Genomic DNA, 15,261 nt, shown 5'->3' on the forward strand with positions numbered 1-15,261 from the left:
GAACGTAGTCACCAGGATTGACTGGAGCTTCGAATAGCTCAGAGGATATAGTGAATGAAATATTAAACGATGCTTCTTGCCTTTTCTTCGCTGCCTCATATACTGAGTCCTCATCATTGTATCTGTCGTCTAAAATGGGTTCACCGGGAATGTCTCCATATTTATCTGCTAAATCACTTCTAAATGTTTTATGCTTGCGTGGTATGCCCTCATCATCAAAATCGTAGTAACCCGTTACAGTCGTACAAAAAGAAGCGCTCTGGGTATCCAGTTGAAAATCAATCAGATTATCATCTTCATGAATTAACAGATCATCGCGATACGTCCCGACTTTATTGACGACTCGAATTGTTTTGCTTCCGATTGGAATATCAAACTCCGCATCATGCCGACCAATGAAATATAAAACCGCTCAGTTGTCGTCTGGCGGTTAGAATAGCTCATTGTGTTGGCATAAAAGTTATCAATGATATTTAATGTGTAGTTAGGCATAGCATCAATCAGCGGGCCGATTGAATTTTGTATTGTCATCGATTTGTTTTCTGCATCATCAATGTGCCATATTTTATTCCCCTGTCTGACAAAGTCGAGCAAGCCTTCAAAACTTTTATTGCCGTGTTTATCTTCACGCGGATTATATAACCAATATTCATCGCCTTGGAATTCAGCGGTCCAGCCTGTTTCAATCTCTGACAAAAACTCATCGTTAATATCTGAGTGTAAAAAAGAGTGATATTTCTCGCTCTCCGATAATTCTAGTTCTCGGCACTTGTGCATCTGCAGCATACTCTTTTCCTTCTAAATCTGTAACTGTGAGCATCAAATCACAACCTTCGCATAAGCGTTATTAGTCGATGCCGTTAATGAAGTGCCGTTTCCAGTAACGTTCTGACTTTCTTCTATGGAAGAGTATTCTATGTTTTCTGTTGCTACTGATTTAAAGTCAATAAATGCTTTCTTTACGCCCTCTTCGACAAAACGCGTGACATAGGCATTTTCACCAGAATCTTTAGAGAATATATAACCGCCGCGATAGCTGTTAATGTCTCCTGCATTAAATGATAAAGTCTGCCCAACTTTTATTAGGTGGTAATAAAACTTAGCGTAATTCTCTCTCATATATGCCGGCACTCCGTTATCCCCGATGTGGTCATAACCGATGCCATAATCCTTATCTACATATACGTGAAGAAGCTCTTTGTTATCATTCATCATTGTGGCACGTGTCATATTTGGACTTTCGGACTTAGTACCACTATTGATTCGAGTACCAGTATTTGTATATACGAGAGATTGAACTTCGTCGTAAGTGAAGTACATTTTATCGTTGTACTCTCGCGTGAACTGAGGTCCCATGTAAGTCGTGATATACATCGGCGTGAGTGCTTCTAACGACACATCTTTGATACGCATGTGGTTATGCTCAATCACATATACAGTCGTCTCAATAAAGTCAACGCTATTTCTTACGCCATTTGTTAAATTGATATTTTCTTTTAAGGTCACTTCGTTGACGATAGTCACTTCTATTTTCTTCGCTAGTCCACTATAACTATTACTAATTAATCGATCATCTACTTTAACTTCTGTACTCCTTGTATTCGCAGTGGCAAAGCCATCACCGCCGCTCGTACCGTGGTTACCGCTGACTGCAGCATGATTACCCGATTCTACACCGTCGATGATTGCGCCTGCGATGTAAGGACTGTTCCAATCCGTTCGGATGCTTGTCGTACCTTTATCGTTTGTTAGCTTAACGGGATGTGTAATTTTGTTTATGCCGAGTTCGCCGAACGTGATTGTTGCATCACCCAAGTGTGCAGTAAATCCTTGTTCACTTTGTCTATCAAAGAATATTACATCATCATCAATCTCCTTTCGTTTGCGTCTTAAAAAAAATGATTGACCGGATCAATGACGGCAGTTGGGCTGCTTCCTGCCCCACTGTTGAGGTTTAAAAACGTTGGATTGCTCGACTCGGAAATCGCAGCCCGGTCTACGGTGACACTGACAATGATGTCGCCGCCATCCGCAATGATGGTGTCGATTCCGTCCGATAACTTCTGCACATTCGCATTCTGGTGATTCTCAGGGCTCGCATCATCGTCGTATTTGAAAATATACGGGCCGGTAGCTGAACCGACCGGAATCTCCCGCACATTGATGCCGTATCGCGCTTTACCGCTGGTGACGAAGCCATTCGCCACAAAATCCACCCGGTAGTAATACCCCGTCTTTGCACCGTACACCTTTGCATCCAGCACGATGTTTTTGACGCGCTGTGCGATCGGTTCTTGTGTAGTGCTGCCGAGTGCGACGGATTTCAACGGGAAATCCTTGCCATAATTCAGTCCCAGTGCATCCACGTTCTCGAAATACTCCCGGGCATCATTCACTTCATCCAAAAAGTCCTGGTCGAACAGCAACGGGGAAGGCTCTACGCCCCATGGTTTATACGGTTTTAGCACCGTTCCCTCATGGATCATAAAAGTGTCAATTTGTGCGGAACCGAGTGTCACTTTATACAGATGGACATTCGACGGCGTGACGAATGATGTCGTCGACGAGAGGATTTTCTGAACATGCTCACCCGTCGCCGTCAGCAGTGCGCCCCTGCCTTTTGATGTCATGACGTACGGTGTATTGGGTTTGACCTCGATGACCGCATGTCTGAATCCGTCGTCATTGATGTCCCCGGTGTCGCCATCGACGCTCCCATTGCCGACAGTCTCTTTGTTAAATAAGTTGTATGACACTTCATAAAGGCGAGTGCCGTCAAATTGGTCTACAAAGTTAGAGATTAAGTTAAGTTTATTTAATGCTGTATCATCAAAAGGACTTCTGAAATTACCTATCATTATTTGATCACTCCTTTTCTGTATTAAAAAAGACCAAGAGCAACAGCTCTCAGTCTTCAAAGATTTAAAATGCTATAATTTTTATGAGGTGGTATTTTATGACTAACAATAATCAAAGATTTTACAAACGTGAAAATGATGACTATTTGGAAGAATTGAAAAAGCATGTTGATTTAATTTTTCACTACACCAGAAAAATAGATGAGGGAGATATGGTTTTTGTCTACCCTCTAGCTGTTTCTCTTCGTGTAATATTGCATCAAACCAAATACTCAGATTCTTTATTGGAACTTCTAGGTAAACGTATTGACATCAATTACCATAGTACAAGTGAATATTTGAGAGATTACTCTGACATCGATTATTTAGTAGGACTTATCGAGCCATGTGAGAAAATATTATTCCAAGATGGTGAAGTGCAAGGGAGAATTAATATTTTCATCCCTAAACTAAACTCTCCATTTATGAAGTCTGGAGAAGTCACTTGGTTAAACTATCATCAGTTTTATAACGAGCAACCAGTTTTTCTCTTAAATCCAGAAGTAGCTAAAAAACTTACGAGATTTAACTTTGGAAGTGTGAATAGAATAAAAGTGACACGTAGAAACATTATCGAATATTTTGCGAATAAATCTGGCGGTGCGCATATTGATGATCAACCGCCCTATAATTTATATCAATTAGCTGAAAATATTAGTAGTGAATTACATTGATGTTCTTTCTGATATCTATCAGCCTACAGAAGATAAAAAAGAACTCTGGTTTCCTATTCGATTTTCTTTGCATGCTGCAATTAGACAAATAGCATATGAAGTTTTAATAACTCTACGCAAACATTTTGATATAGATATTTCTTACAACCCTGATTATCACTATATAAAAGCAACGAATTTTTATGATTCTAAAAACACTATTTTTAAACATTTGAGTCCTATCCGCCGTGATATTCAGAGGTAACAATACTCTCTTTTTCTAATGAAATTTCTTCAATATATAAAGGCATTTGATGTTCTTCAAAAATAAAAGTTACATCATACTGTTCAGTGCGATTTCTCATTGAATTGTATGGTTGACTTTCATTTGTAACAATATCAAATGCTCTTTCTTTCGATTCTGCAACGATGACTACTGAAATATATTCATCGTAAGTCGCATTGTCCGCTGTTACCTTAAACACTTTCACTGTCATCCCTCCTAGTCATATAAAAATCTAAAATCGACATCGAACTCAAAGTTTGTAATCCCTTTTATCTGCCATTCATTCCATCCTTTTTTAACCGTTAAGAATGTTCGGTTCGTATGATGAAGCACATTTGCATTGTTCACTCTGATTTGATGACCTTTAAGCGTAAGACGGTCTCCAATCTTAAACGGTCGGTCAATACGAAAAGTTTTTTTACCGTCAAATATTTCTATCGACGATGCTGCGGATAACGCAACAAGCGTAATCACACTTTCTTTCTGCTGAATCAGTTTAATTTCTTCAGTACCTGCGTTGTAGAGTCGGAACTTGTGAACAGAGGAACTTGTATCACTTGGTCCAAACGAATACTTCCACTGTTCACGATCGCTGCTTAATCCCATACCGTACGCCCACTTATCGTTCCAGCTTACACCTTCACGGTCGATGTCCAATGTTGTGTGTAGGGATTGTTTGAAAGGTGTGTCGATAATTTTAAGAGGGATTTCAAGCATCCCCCAACGAATGACAGGTCTATCAACTTCGTAACTTTCATCTACGATGACTTTTAACAACTTATAAGGTTGATAACTTTCCGCAATGTAGAACACACCTAGGTTACGGAAAAAGCTGTACACCCTATCACGTTTTAAACGCCAGTCCACAGTATTGTAAGCTGTGAACATAGCGTTAATGCTAACATCTCTGTCTTTTGGATAGCGTTTGACAAGCTGATCAGCACGACTAGAACTTGTATAGATATTTTCATAAATTATTGGACCAACGTTGATGTCTAACGACTTCAAGCCAAACCCTAAATCATCCACAGGAAAGTTAACTTCTTTGTAATTCAAATCATAAATTTTAAACATTGTAATTAAACCTCCCTGTTTTCACGCTATGCTTAGATGAATGGCGGTCGTTGTAACGATCGTTTGTTCTGCCGATTTGGTTTTCTGTAATACCTGTTTTGTCCTCAATACCTAGCGCAATTTTAATTAACTCTGTGTTTTGTTTGATTTGCTCTTGTTGATTCGCAATAATCTGTTTTAGTGCTTCGACCGTTTCATTATCATTCCCTCGAGGAACATTCGGTAGTTCTTTCGTCTGCTTACTCTTGCCTGCTAACTTTTTACCAACAATCGCAAGTAATTTCATTGCTTCAGTCGGCTCATTCGGATTAATCACGTACTCGCCTTTATGCAGATTGAATAGACCATCAGAGAGTATCTGACCGCCTTTGAGATGTCCTTTAATCATGCTTAATGGATTCTTCGTGTTTCTGTTTTGGACGTAGCTTGCAGACGGATCTTCGTGCTGCCAGTGCACGTGTGCACCAGTCGTCCATTTACCAGTGTTACCTGATTTACCTACGGAATCACCAATGCCGACCTTACCAGTTTTAACTGATGACATGTGCATGAAGTACTGCGCTGCATTACCTGCTGCATCGAGTCGGGCCACGTTACCGCCGCCCTGGTCGTTCATTCGAGTGATTGTACCGGCCATAGGCGCTGTAATATTCACACCTGTTGGTGTGCCGTAGTCAATCCCGTAATGTCGTCCACCGTTAAATGATGTCGGATAACCAGGCACTGGTGCGTTAGGGCTGTAAGGTGTGGTCATCTTGTAGTCCATCCACTTCTGCGATTTACCCACAGTTGCTTCAGAAAACTTATCTTTAATCCAACCAAACATGCCGTCTTTAATCATATTCCAGGCACCTTTAATGAAGTTACCTGCGAATCCTGTCATATCGCCGAAGTTTTCTCCGACCGCACTAATTAAATCATCGAATATCTTTTTAGGATTGGTAATGTAATCGACAGCTTTGCTTGCGATGTTTTTAATGCTCGCCCATAATCCAGTACCTTCAGAGAATTTAGGAATTTGACCAAGCAGTGCTTCGGTTTCCTGGTTGCTGAATATCGTCGTACCTTTTGGAGCGAAGATCGTTGCATCGTTATCGTACAAGCCAACTTTACCATTTGGATAGTGAACGAGTTCACGTGTTCCAGAGCCGTTGCCCTTACCTTTATCCCCCACAGTGGCTAGTGTATCCATCGCAATCTTGCCGTTCTTAGTAAGCTTACCAGATGGCGACCCTTGTCCTGTACCAGTGGAGAATGTTGGGACATCCCACAGGCCTATTTTTGTATCAATGCCAATCTTTCCGGTAATACTGTTCAGACCACCGATAACGCCGTTAACGACTGAACCTAGTTTATCAGTCATTTTATTACCTAAAGATTTAACACCGTCTACAGCTTTCGATGCACCGTTTTTAATGGCATCTCCGAGTTTCCCTGGCAGTTCTTTCGCGCCGTCTACCATGTTCTGGAATGTATCCTTAGCATAGTCTTTAACATCATCAAATAATCCCGAAGCGCCGTTATAGAGTTTCTGCACACCTTCTATCGCGCCGTCCTTCATATCGATAAATAAACCAACTGTATCATCTTTAATTCCGGTTACTTTAGATGTCGTATCTGTCCATAAATTTCCAAACCAACCAGTAACAGAATTAAACATTTCTTTTGTTCTTGCGACGGAGTCATCTTTCATACTGTTAAATCCGCTAACCACACCGTCTTTAATATCTGTTGCTTTCTGAGTTGTGTTGGACCATAAGTCACTAAACCAGCCGGTCACGGAATTGAACATGTCAGTCACGCGTTGAACAGCACCATCTTTGAGTTCTGTAAATTTACCAAGGGCACCGCCAGTTAATTTATTAAATAAATCAAGCGCATTATCTCTCAAATTTCCAAAGAACTCTGTCACTCTATCTTTAATCGATAGTGCAGTTTCCTTAAGAATTTCCCCGAATCGGGACCAGTCTCCTTCAATTAAGGCTGAAACTCCCGATATAATGCCCTGAATTAAATCCATCGTAATTCCAATGGCAAGTTTTATTTTCTCCCAAACATTTTCTATGAGATAAAGCATTGTTGGCCATAATAAATTCCATATTCCTTCGACTATCGGAGCGAATTTTTCAAATAAATTTTGTACGAACGTTAGCCCGATATCTGCAGCCCACTTTATACTGTCGAACACATTTTCCGCGACTGTCTGTATGGCAGAAAAAATTAAAGCGCCGTCAGTATCCCACCAATCTTTAAGGCTATTGAACTGATTAATAAAGAATTCTTTCACCTGGCCAAGCGCATTATTAATGCCATCTTTCATTATGGTGAATTTTTCTTTAATGCTATCAATAACAGAAGTGATGAGTGTGATCTTATCCTCACTTAATCCGAGTGACTGCAGTAAATTAATGCCGCCTTCTTCATCGCCTTTAAAAATCGCAAAGATGCCATCGAAGGCAGTTTTTACATTATCTCCGAACAATTTTACTTTTTCCCAGGCTATTTGGAATCGTTCACCCAATCCACCTATGAAATTCCTGAAGGTTTCAGACTTTTTATAAGCGAGGACGAATCCGGCGCCCAAAGCAACTATCGCTGCTACAGTTAATGTAACTGGAGATGTTAGTGCTGCGAACAATGGTGTTAACCATTTAAGTAGTCCACCTGCCGTAGCAATAGATTTCATTACTGGAGCTAGACCAATCATAAGCCCACCGACTGCAGACATAACTTTACCGACAATTAATAATACCGGTCCAAAAGCCAGTGCCAATCCACCGATAACAGGGAAGATTTTTTTCATTGTATCGCTCAAACCGTTCCACCAATTGACAACACCTTTGACTTTATCGACCACACTATCAAATACATTTGATATAGTCTCACGGATTTGCGGCATTCTCTCCAGTATCCAGTCGAGCATTTTTTGGAACTGTGGCATCAGGTCTAATCCGATTTGAGTTGCCACTGCACCCAATGCACGTTTAATCTGATCTTGTGCATCTTGAAATGCTTCTGCTGCGTGTAACTGGTCTTCACTCATGACTAGTCCAAGCTCTTGAGCTTTGTCTTTAGCATCTTCAATGGACAGTGATCCGTCATTTAGAGCCGGTAGTAACTCCCTCGAGAGTTTTGTACCAAACATTTCAGTTGCAAGCGCTGCTTTCTCATGTTCATTCTCCATTTCGGATAAAGACTGAATCGATTGAGCCATCGCGTCTTCCGTTGATATCGTGCCATCTCGAACACCTTCTAAGTCAACGCCTAAGCGTTCTAAAGCAGTCGAATATTTTTCATTACCGTCAAGTGCCATACCCATACGCTGATTTAAACGACCAACAGCCTTCTCCAAGTTATCTTGACTTAAACCGTTTTGACTTGCCCAGAAGTCCATTTCTTGATAAAAATCTGTGGATATTCCCATACGTTCAGAGCCTTTTGCGATAGCATCTGCTGCTTCGGTAGCTTTGTTCGTTAGTGCAAATAATCCACCGGTTAAACCAGCGATACCGCCAACAACCGCAGCACTCATCGCTGTAAATATACCACCAACTTTTTGGACCCCGCCGCCTGCTTTCTCAAGTCGACCACCATGTTTCTCCATAGCGTCACCAGTTTTGGTCCACTGACTTTCCGCAATGCGTTGTTCTTCAGTTAATTTAGCAAGTTCATTCTGCATTCCGCCGAGTTCATTTTCTAATCGGTTTAGATTGTCAGCTTGCTTATTGTATTCAGTAGCAAGGTTTTGTGCTGCTTTAGATGAGGCCCCTTGCTCTTCGACAGTTTGTGCATAGCGTTTACCCAATTCTTCTACATTTTTGCGTTGTTTTTCGGTCGTTCCTGTTAATTGGTCAATTGCTTTCTTATATGAGTCTGTATCTTTTTTACCGAACTTAAAGTTGTTGCTGGTGACTTTCGCTTCAGAGTTTAACCCGCGCATCGAACGTTTTATTTCAGACATCGAACGACTAATGTCTGCTGAATCCATGCCCATGCCAATACTAAGGCCTTGTATTCTATCGCCTGACATATCTTACCCCCTTTCCAATACGCAAATAAAAAAGCACTCAAAAGAGTGCTAAATGGAGTTAAGAAAGCTATCGAGCGCCCTCTCTTCTTCTTCGTTTGTCATATTTGTATTGTTTTCGTTAATAATCGAAATCATGTATGCCATCGGCATATTCAACAAATCGTTGATGTCCTTGCCTTCTTTCATACCGTCTTTCAATAATTCATCGAAACTCTCACGCTGTTTTCGCCAAGAGAAATCTTCGGTTCTTAGGATTTGCTCTCCACGAACTTTTTTGTAGCTTCGTCTTGTTGACCAGAAGCGATAAACTCGAGCTGCTCACGTAAGTCTTCAATCATATTTGGCGCATGCATCTTAGCTTTCAAATCTTTTTTCGTAAATTGTTTACCATAGATTTTAACTACTGTATCCATCAACATTTCAATTTGCTCTTTCATAAGTGTTGAACTACTCTTCAGTTCTACAGGCTCATCTGCTTCTTCAGCAGCTTTATATTCAGCTTTTAAATCATCTTCCATTGTTTGAATTTGATCTAACGTATCAATAGATTCATACCATACAGATGCAGAAATAAAATGCGGTGTTAAGTAGGTTTCGAATTCAGGCTCGCCTTTATCGTTTACTTTCTCTACGAGTTGGATATAGTTTCTTTTTAGTTTATTCGCCATTTAGCATTCTCCTTTATAATAAAAAAGAGCAGGGAATCCCCTACTCTCTATCCTTGATCTTAATAACTGGCTCTTTACGCTTGTTTTCTTTAGATAGTAATTCTTTCACGCGTTCTGGATCAGCTTGTTTATTATTACGTGGATAATCTTCGCCAGCTTTTTCGTAAATATAATTGTCGTCTTTTAAATCTTTGAAAGGTTTTAATACAACATACTGTTCTTCTATTGATTCAGATTCAGAAACATCATTCTCTGACAATCCAGCAATTTCGATAGCTTTCTCTAAATCCGGACGAATAATTGAACCATTTTTACCAGTTCCCTCAACTGTGAGGTTGTTTCTTTCAACGAATGACTTCAATTCCTCAACATTCATATCTTTAATTCTCATTCAGCATTCTCCTTTATTTTACTTTACACGCCCTCAGGTGCAGGCGTGTAAGAATCTCCGAGTAATTTAGTGAAAAACGCATCATCACTGAATGTTCCAGAGTCTCCCACCTTCTTAGAATCGGCCATTACTTTCTTAGCTTCAGAACCTTCCGCCTTCATAATGCGCCCTTCAATTGATTTATCTCCAAATTCGATTGTGCCTTCCTTAGCTGCACGTTCTTCTTCAGGCGGAGCAAACAATACTTTCTTAAAGCCTGTCCATCGGTATGTGCCATCCAGTCTTTCAGACTTGAACCATACTGCAACAGGGCGCGGTTGATGGCCCCAATTTTCTTCTACAATCCCTTCCGAATCGAAGGTATGATTAAAAATCATTTCTTCTTTCTAATGGAGATAATTCATGCAAACCGAGTGTAAGTGTCGGTTCACCATCACCTACTGCAGATTCAATCGGTGAGCCGTCTGCCCAGGCAACAGTAATGTCGCCGCCAGCTGGTAAACCAACTGTTTTAAGTCCACGGGTTTGAATCGGTGTACCGTAAGTGATTACACCACTCTCTTCACTCTCAATCAGTGCAAACCCTAATTCTGTAACGTTAATATATGCTTTCGGTGTCTTCGCTTTATTTTCAATTACCATCAATAATCACTCCTATAGTAGTTAATTTCGAAACTTCTTGATTCGCGATATAGCTTGTGTTCTTTGTCGTACTCGGGAGAAAAAGTTGCGGTTTGTCTGTAATTGTTGTCGTCCAAAATATCTGCAATACGCTCCATAATGTCGTTGGTCAACGTTCGCGGATTTTCAGACATTCCATCACGAACTTTTAATAAGATGTCCACACGCGCAGATTTGGCGTCAGCAATACGCTTTCCGTCCGCATAATCTACGGGCGCTCCATTTACGATTGGATTAATTGCGACGTAAGTTTTTGTATGTCTTTAACATCTGGCATTTCGTTATACATAAAACGACCCTCAACATGCTTATGCATGAAGGGGTCGTCCTTGAGTAATGTGATATATGATTGAGTATGTCCATAAGCTATGCTCCAATCTGTCGGGCGATAGAATTTTTAACAACTTCAATATATGCTGCTCTGTTGGATGCAAGTACGTTCTCGATTTGTCCATAAGCTGCCGGTTTGACGAAGCTCCCATCTTTGGCATAGAAACCATTTTCGACAAGATGAACCACTCTGTATCGTTCGTTATCGCCTTTCCAGTGAATAGATATGACACGCTCCGTGCCATCCCAACGCGGTTCACTGAACGTTAATTCACTTGCCATCGTTCCGCTGTCCTTTGTCAGTAACTGCGCAGCATGTAGCTTACCCTTCATAAACTCTGCGCCTTCTTTAAGCGCATTATCTTTGATTTCTATCAGCGATTTGGCACTGAATAAGTTCTCTAGGTCCTGAAAGTTTGTTCGACACCTTCTAATTCAAATTTGAACATTAGGCTTCACCTACAATCTTTATCTGCGGCGATATACTGTTATCAGGAGATACGTTTACAATGTTGAATTTCGTGCCACTAAAATAACCGGACTGCAATTCAAATAAATGATTGTAATCCGGTTTAAATTCTTTGTAATTGTCACGAATGATAATCGTTACTGTTTTCTTACCTGCTGGAGCTGTCATTACCGTGTAATCCTTCGTCGATGGTTCGTAATCCTCGCAATAGCATTCGTATACTTCTGTATATGTCTCGCCATGTGCTTCGGGACCGCTAGAACCCTCTTCAAAAAACTTCGCTCTGTTATTAAGCGATCGTCTCATCAGGATTCACCTCTTTTTCGTGAGTAGTGAATTTCCTAATTCGTAGAATGTTCTTTTCAAGTGCCTGCAGCTCATTGTTTTCTAATGCTCTTTTTTCATAGTCCCTGGAGACTACCAAAAATAAACAGATTTTATACAAAGGATATTCGTCATCAGTATCTTCATAATCAGGAACACCTGATAATTTCAATTCCGATTTTGCACTTTCCCATAACAGCAGTATTGTAGGTTCGTTGAATTTCCCATCCTCACGGAGGAACCGTTTAAGCTCCTCCATAGGGATATTAGTGTCTTCAGTAGCCATTCGTATCACCTACTCCTTTTCAGCTAAATTAAACGCCCTCTGGAACTTCAGGAGCTACTTTAGCAATACGGAACGCAGAGTCTAATGTACGTTTTTGGTCGTACCATGCAGTTAATACGAACTTGTAAATACCTTTGTCTACATCTTTATCAGTATCGTACGTTGAACCATCATAGTTCAGGCGGAAATATGCAAAGTGACCAACTACAGGATCCACTGCGCCGTCCATGAATTTGACTGGTTTGCCCCAGATTCGTTCAGGTGGTGCATCAAAGAAGTTAGTTGTACCGTTCGAAAGTGCTGACGTCACTTTGATGAAGTCTGAATATCTCATAACGATTGAAGCTTGTTCGCGATAATCTTCGTGCAGATCAGCGAGTGCATTAACTACAGCGTTATAAATATCTACACCAGTTACTTCTGTAATAGCTCCTGTTTGGTAGAATGACATGTGCTCTTCGCCAACTTTAGGAGTTTTTGTAAATGCAACGCGTTTCTCTTTCGCAGCAGCTGCCGATTTCAGACCGTTCTCGATGTAAGAAACTAAATCGATGTCAGAACCATGAATGACAGTGTCAGATACTTCAACTTTCAACTTAGATTTGAAACGATTGAAAGAAACGGAATCACCTTTCGCTTTAACTTCTTTCGCAGTTTCTAAGTCAGTAATGAAATCATCATCATCAATTGTGAACATGATTCTTGGTAATTCCAGACCTTTAATATTAGTTACAGGCGAAAGTTCTCTAAGTTTATTCGTCACTGTAGGTGCTGTAATAACTTCTTTAATCATGTTTGTAGCGAGAAGTTCGTCTCCGCCTGATTCATTGCCTGCAGGGATTGCGTGTAGTAACTGAAGTGCCTCAGTTGACGGCTTAGAATATTCATTTGGTGCAAGCATGTGTCGGTAAACTTCCGCTTTCGCTTTGACAACTTTTCCTTCATCGTCCAAACGTGAGAAATCCGATTGCATTTTTTGAGCTTGAGCCTTTTGGTTCTTCTCAGCCTCATTTAATTGTTCTGAAACAATATCGAAACGTTGTTCAATGTCTCCGATACGATCTTTTTTCGCTTTAATATCTTCCATAGACACACTTGTATCATTAGACATTTGGTACAGTTCATTCTTTTCTTTTTTAAGCTGCTGACCAATATTGTTTCTGTTTTCTTTCATTTCATAAATCGTTGGCATATTTAACACTCCTATAAATTTATATTTTGCAGTTTGGTATCTACCGTCTGCAGATAATCTTGAATTCTCTTTCGTTCTTCATCGGAAATCGTTGCTTTTTGAGGTGTTTCAACCATGTTTTCGATAGTTTCAGGTGCTTTTTGATACGTTTTAAACATGTCTTTAGACACTTGTGCCACTGCTTCATTGGATTGAATGACTTCATCACATAATCCGTACTGCAGACATTCATCAGCGCTTAACCACGTTTCAGCATCGAGCAATGACTGAAGTTCATCTTCAGAAATAGTTAAATTTCTTTCACGGTAAGCTTGGTTTGATGACTCGTTGATACGATCTAAATCATCTGCGGATTTTCTTAATTCATCGGCATTACCAACCGAATATGTCCATGCATTGTGAATCATCATCATGCTGTTTTTCGGCATAAAAATAGTATCACCCGACATTGCGATGACACTTGCGATTGATGCAGCTAAAGCATCTACATAAATATTCACTTTTGCTTTATGTCGTTTCAACATGTTGTAGATTGCGATACCTTCAAACACTGAACCGCCACCCGAATTAATGTAAACATCGAGCTGATTCACGTCTCCTAATGTGTCGAGTCCGTCTTTAAAGCTCGTTGCAGACACATCTGTGTCATCCCATTGATACGATACAATATCGCCGTATAATAATTTCACCAACTATGCCTTTTTGCTGCATTTTAAAGTATTTGTTTTTATCCATCGTTTGCTCCTTCGTCACTGGTTCCACCTCCCTTCGCAGACAATCCTCTTCGTTCTGAAATTGGTGTATCAATTGGATATAAATCTCCACTGATCATTGCAATATCTCCGCCTTCAACAGGCGGCAGGTCTTCCAGTGCTCGTATTTCATTGATTGTATTAATGCCGCTACGTACTTTCTTGAAGTACACTTCTGCTTGTGTGGAAGCATCGCCCCGGAGTAACGCATGTACATTAAACTTGAAATACATTCCGTTTTTACGGTCCTGCCGAGTGAGTAGCTTTTTGTTTAATTCTTCTTCGTATTGTTTACAGATCGGCATGATTGTGTGCTGCAGATAGAATCTGTTTAAATCCTCAGTTTTTGAAAAACTCATTGCATTTTCTCCATGTAAAAAAGCCAACGGTAATTGGAATACGTTGGCCACCCTGGAGCGTGTAATGTTTTCTGATTTAATTAGATCTTCGCTGACGTACTTTCTTTCCAATCGATTAATTTTAATACCATCATCTTCAAAGAGGATACCGGCATTATTTCTGTAGAACGCTTTAAAGTTTTCTACAATTTCAGCTTTCTTTTCATCAGTAATAGATGCTCCATATTCAATTTTAAAGCTGTCTGGTGTACTCATTTCTTTAATATTGAATTCTCGGACAGACACATCAAAATCCACTGTGCCTTTTAATACTGTTACCGGAGAAATACCTGTCAGACTTGATACGCTGTGAATATGTTTAAAGTGCAGTATCTCCATCTGATGCACAATCATCTTTTTATTCTTTTTGCCTTTAATGATGTAATACAGGTCTCTTTGGTCTGAATCCATCGCTAAAGTAACGATGTCAGAGTTTAAGACGTGTAACTGCTGTGCCTGTCCGTAAATATCACGTTCAATAAATACATAAGCATTCCCTTTTTCGTTACGTGTCGTTTCGATTAAATTGATAAAGTTATATGGAGTCATATAATTATTCGGCCGCGTGGTCAGCAAATCTGCTACATCGTTATTTATTGACTCATAATTTTGATACAGCTTCATTGGTAAAGATGACATCGTACTGGCCAATCTTGTTACAGCGCTAAATATTGTTTCATTATTAGCTAGTCCGTCATTCTCAACATCCCAAAACATACGATTTTCAAAGACAGATAAATCACTTGACGGGGTCACCGTTGCTTGCTGTTTAGGCGCATTGTACGCGGTACTCCCTAATCTACTTTCTAATTTTTGCCACCATTTCACTT

At 40.1% G+C, this 15,261-nt stretch carries 18 protein-coding genes and 2 pseudogenes; 2 read left to right on the forward strand and 18 right to left on the reverse strand.

All coding sequences use genetic code 11. The annotated features are described in order from the left end of the window. Nucleotide 1 precedes the first annotated feature (1 nt). The 4 genes and pseudogenes from G4D76_RS16605 to G4D76_RS03920 form a co-directional block, all read right to left on the reverse strand. Nucleotides 2–397 (reverse strand): annotated as a pseudogene (locus G4D76_RS16605) (phage tail protein); the annotation flags it as partial. Beyond that, on the reverse strand, nt 304–786 hold the full coding sequence (locus tag G4D76_RS03910; RefSeq protein WP_213810597.1) for a hypothetical protein: 483 nt from the start codon (nt 784–786) through the stop codon (nt 304–306). The gene G4D76_RS03910 and the pseudogene G4D76_RS16605, both read right to left, overlap by 94 nt. A gap of 33 nt (nt 787–819) precedes the next feature. Then, nucleotides 820–1,815 (reverse strand): hypothetical protein, encoded by a 996-nt coding sequence (locus G4D76_RS03915; protein ID WP_213810598.1) that lies wholly within the window; start codon nt 1,813–1,815, stop codon nt 820–822. A gap of 74 nt (nt 1,816–1,889) precedes the next feature. Further along, nucleotides 1,890–2,858, reverse strand: a complete 969-nt coding sequence (locus G4D76_RS03920; protein WP_213810599.1) for a hypothetical protein — start codon at nt 2,856–2,858, stop codon at nt 1,890–1,892. Nucleotides 2,859–2,956: 98 nt separating this feature from the next. On the opposite strand from G4D76_RS03920, the gene G4D76_RS03925 reads away from it, so the two are divergent. Both G4D76_RS03925 and G4D76_RS03930 read left to right on the forward strand, forming a co-directional pair. Next, complete coding sequence (locus G4D76_RS03925) at nt 2,957–3,571, forward strand: hypothetical protein (RefSeq protein WP_213810600.1); 615 nt, start codon at nt 2,957–2,959, stop codon at nt 3,569–3,571. Beyond that, nucleotides 3,558–3,815: a hypothetical protein gene (locus tag G4D76_RS03930; RefSeq protein ID WP_213810601.1), complete on the forward strand. Its 258-nt coding sequence runs from the start codon at nt 3,558–3,560 to the stop codon at nt 3,813–3,815. Before G4D76_RS03925 ends, G4D76_RS03930 begins: the two co-directional genes overlap by 14 nt. Here G4D76_RS03930 and G4D76_RS03935 read toward each other — a convergent pair. The 14 genes and pseudogenes from G4D76_RS03935 to G4D76_RS04000 form a co-directional block, all read right to left on the reverse strand. Continuing rightward, nucleotides 3,790–4,041 carry a hypothetical protein gene (locus G4D76_RS03935; protein WP_213810602.1) on the reverse strand — a complete coding sequence of 84 codons (252 nt, stop codon included), beginning with the start codon at nt 4,039–4,041 and terminating at the stop codon, nt 3,790–3,792. The genes G4D76_RS03930 and G4D76_RS03935 overlap by 26 nt on opposite strands. Nucleotides 4,042–4,052: 11 nt before the next feature. Then, the gene (locus G4D76_RS03940) at nt 4,053–4,910 is read right to left on the reverse strand and encodes a phage tail family protein (protein ID WP_213810603.1); all 858 of its coding nucleotides are present in this window, start codon (nt 4,908–4,910) and stop codon (nt 4,053–4,055) included. Then, nucleotides 4,903–8,940 carry a peptidoglycan DD-metalloendopeptidase family protein gene (locus G4D76_RS03945; protein ID WP_213810604.1) on the reverse strand — a complete coding sequence of 1,346 codons (4,038 nt, stop codon included), beginning with the start codon at nt 8,938–8,940 and terminating at the stop codon, nt 4,903–4,905. Before G4D76_RS03945 ends, G4D76_RS03940 begins: the two co-directional genes overlap by 8 nt. 48 nt (nt 8,941–8,988) lie before the next feature. Then, nucleotides 8,989–9,138: a phage tail assembly chaperone GT gene (gene gpGT, locus G4D76_RS03950; RefSeq protein ID WP_213811066.1), complete on the reverse strand. Its 150-nt coding sequence runs from the start codon at nt 9,136–9,138 to the stop codon at nt 8,989–8,991. Between the two features lie 50 nt (nt 9,139–9,188). Then, entirely contained in the window at nt 9,189–9,608 is a 420-nt protein-coding gene (gpG, locus tag G4D76_RS03955) for a phage tail assembly chaperone G (protein ID WP_213810605.1), read from the reverse strand. Nucleotides 9,609–9,648: 40 nt separating this feature from the next. Further along, nucleotides 9,649–9,999 (reverse strand): hypothetical protein, encoded by a 351-nt coding sequence (locus G4D76_RS03960; RefSeq protein ID WP_213810606.1) that lies wholly within the window; start codon nt 9,997–9,999, stop codon nt 9,649–9,651. 23 nt (nt 10,000–10,022) lie between these two features. Beyond that, nucleotides 10,023–10,376, reverse strand: coding sequence for a major tail protein (locus G4D76_RS03965; protein ID WP_213810607.1), 354 nt, complete (start codon nt 10,374–10,376; stop codon nt 10,023–10,025). After that, complete coding sequence (locus G4D76_RS03970) at nt 10,366–10,641, reverse strand: major tail protein (protein ID WP_213810608.1); 276 nt, start codon at nt 10,639–10,641, stop codon at nt 10,366–10,368. Before G4D76_RS03970 ends, G4D76_RS03965 begins: the two co-directional genes overlap by 11 nt. A 405-nt stretch (nt 10,642–11,046) precedes the next feature. Then, nucleotides 11,047–11,343 (reverse strand): hypothetical protein, encoded by a 297-nt coding sequence (locus G4D76_RS03975; RefSeq protein WP_213810609.1) that lies wholly within the window; start codon nt 11,341–11,343, stop codon nt 11,047–11,049. Nucleotides 11,344–11,458: 115 nt separating this feature from the next. After that, nucleotides 11,459–11,785 (reverse strand): head-tail adaptor protein, encoded by a 327-nt coding sequence (locus G4D76_RS03980; protein ID WP_213810610.1) that lies wholly within the window; start codon nt 11,783–11,785, stop codon nt 11,459–11,461. After that, a complete protein-coding gene (locus tag G4D76_RS03985) occupies nt 11,769–12,089 on the reverse strand; it encodes a head-tail connector protein (RefSeq protein ID WP_250130176.1) in 321 nt (106 codons plus the stop codon). Before G4D76_RS03985 ends, G4D76_RS03980 begins: the two co-directional genes overlap by 17 nt. A 28-nt stretch (nt 12,090–12,117) precedes the next feature. Further along, on the reverse strand, nt 12,118–13,281 hold the full coding sequence (locus G4D76_RS03990) for a phage major capsid protein (protein WP_213810611.1): 1,164 nt from the start codon (nt 13,279–13,281) through the stop codon (nt 12,118–12,120). An 11-nt stretch (nt 13,282–13,292) separates the two neighbouring features. Beyond that, a pseudogene (locus G4D76_RS03995) lies at nt 13,293–14,016 on the reverse strand (head maturation protease, ClpP-related). Continuing rightward, nucleotides 14,009–15,259 (reverse strand): phage portal protein, encoded by a 1,251-nt coding sequence (locus G4D76_RS04000; RefSeq protein WP_250130177.1) that lies wholly within the window; start codon nt 15,257–15,259, stop codon nt 14,009–14,011. Before G4D76_RS04000 ends, G4D76_RS03995 begins: the two are co-directional and overlap by 8 nt. Nucleotides 15,260–15,261 lie beyond the last annotated feature (2 nt).

Source organism: Jeotgalicoccus sp. WY2 (assembly GCF_018437745.1).
In the GTDB taxonomy this organism is placed as follows: Bacteria; Bacillota; Bacilli; order Staphylococcales; family Salinicoccaceae; genus Jeotgalicoccus; species Jeotgalicoccus psychrophilus.

Excerpts from the sequence above, each read along its gene's own strand:
- G4D76_RS03910 (WP_213810597.1), bottom strand. The coding sequence starts at position 786 with ATGCTGCAGATGCACAAGTGCCGAGAACTAGAATTATCGGAGAGCGAG.
- G4D76_RS03920 (WP_213810599.1), bottom strand. The coding sequence starts at position 2,858 with ATGATAGGTAATTTCAGAAGTCCTTTTGATGATACAGCATTAAATAAA.
- G4D76_RS03925 (WP_213810600.1), top strand. The coding sequence starts at position 2,957 with ATGACTAACAATAATCAAAGATTTTACAAACGTGAAAATGATGACTAT.
- G4D76_RS03940 (WP_213810603.1), bottom strand. The coding sequence starts at position 4,910 with ATGTTTAAAATTTATGATTTGAATTACAAAGAAGTTAACTTTCCTGTG.
- G4D76_RS03945 (WP_213810604.1), bottom strand. The coding sequence starts at position 8,940 with ATGTCAGGCGATAGAATACAAGGCCTTAGTATTGGCATGGGCATGGAT.
- gpG (WP_213810605.1), bottom strand. The coding sequence starts at position 9,608 with ATGGCGAATAAACTAAAAAGAAACTATATCCAACTCGTAGAGAAAGTA.
- G4D76_RS03960 (WP_213810606.1), bottom strand. The coding sequence starts at position 9,999 with ATGAGAATTAAAGATATGAATGTTGAGGAATTGAAGTCATTCGTTGAA.
- G4D76_RS03965 (WP_213810607.1), bottom strand. The coding sequence starts at position 10,376 with ATGATTTTTAATCATACCTTCGATTCGGAAGGGATTGTAGAAGAAAAT.
- G4D76_RS03970 (WP_213810608.1), bottom strand. The coding sequence starts at position 10,641 with ATGGTAATTGAAAATAAAGCGAAGACACCGAAAGCATATATTAACGTT.
- G4D76_RS03975 (WP_213810609.1), bottom strand. The coding sequence starts at position 11,343 with ATGAAGGGTAAGCTACATGCTGCGCAGTTACTGACAAAGGACAGCGGA.
- G4D76_RS03980 (WP_213810610.1), bottom strand. The coding sequence starts at position 11,785 with ATGAGACGATCGCTTAATAACAGAGCGAAGTTTTTTGAAGAGGGTTCT.
- G4D76_RS03985 (WP_250130176.1), bottom strand. The coding sequence starts at position 12,089 with ATGGCTACTGAAGACACTAATATCCCTATGGAGGAGCTTAAACGGTTC.
- G4D76_RS03990 (WP_213810611.1), bottom strand. The coding sequence starts at position 13,281 with ATGCCAACGATTTATGAAATGAAAGAAAACAGAAACAATATTGGTCAG.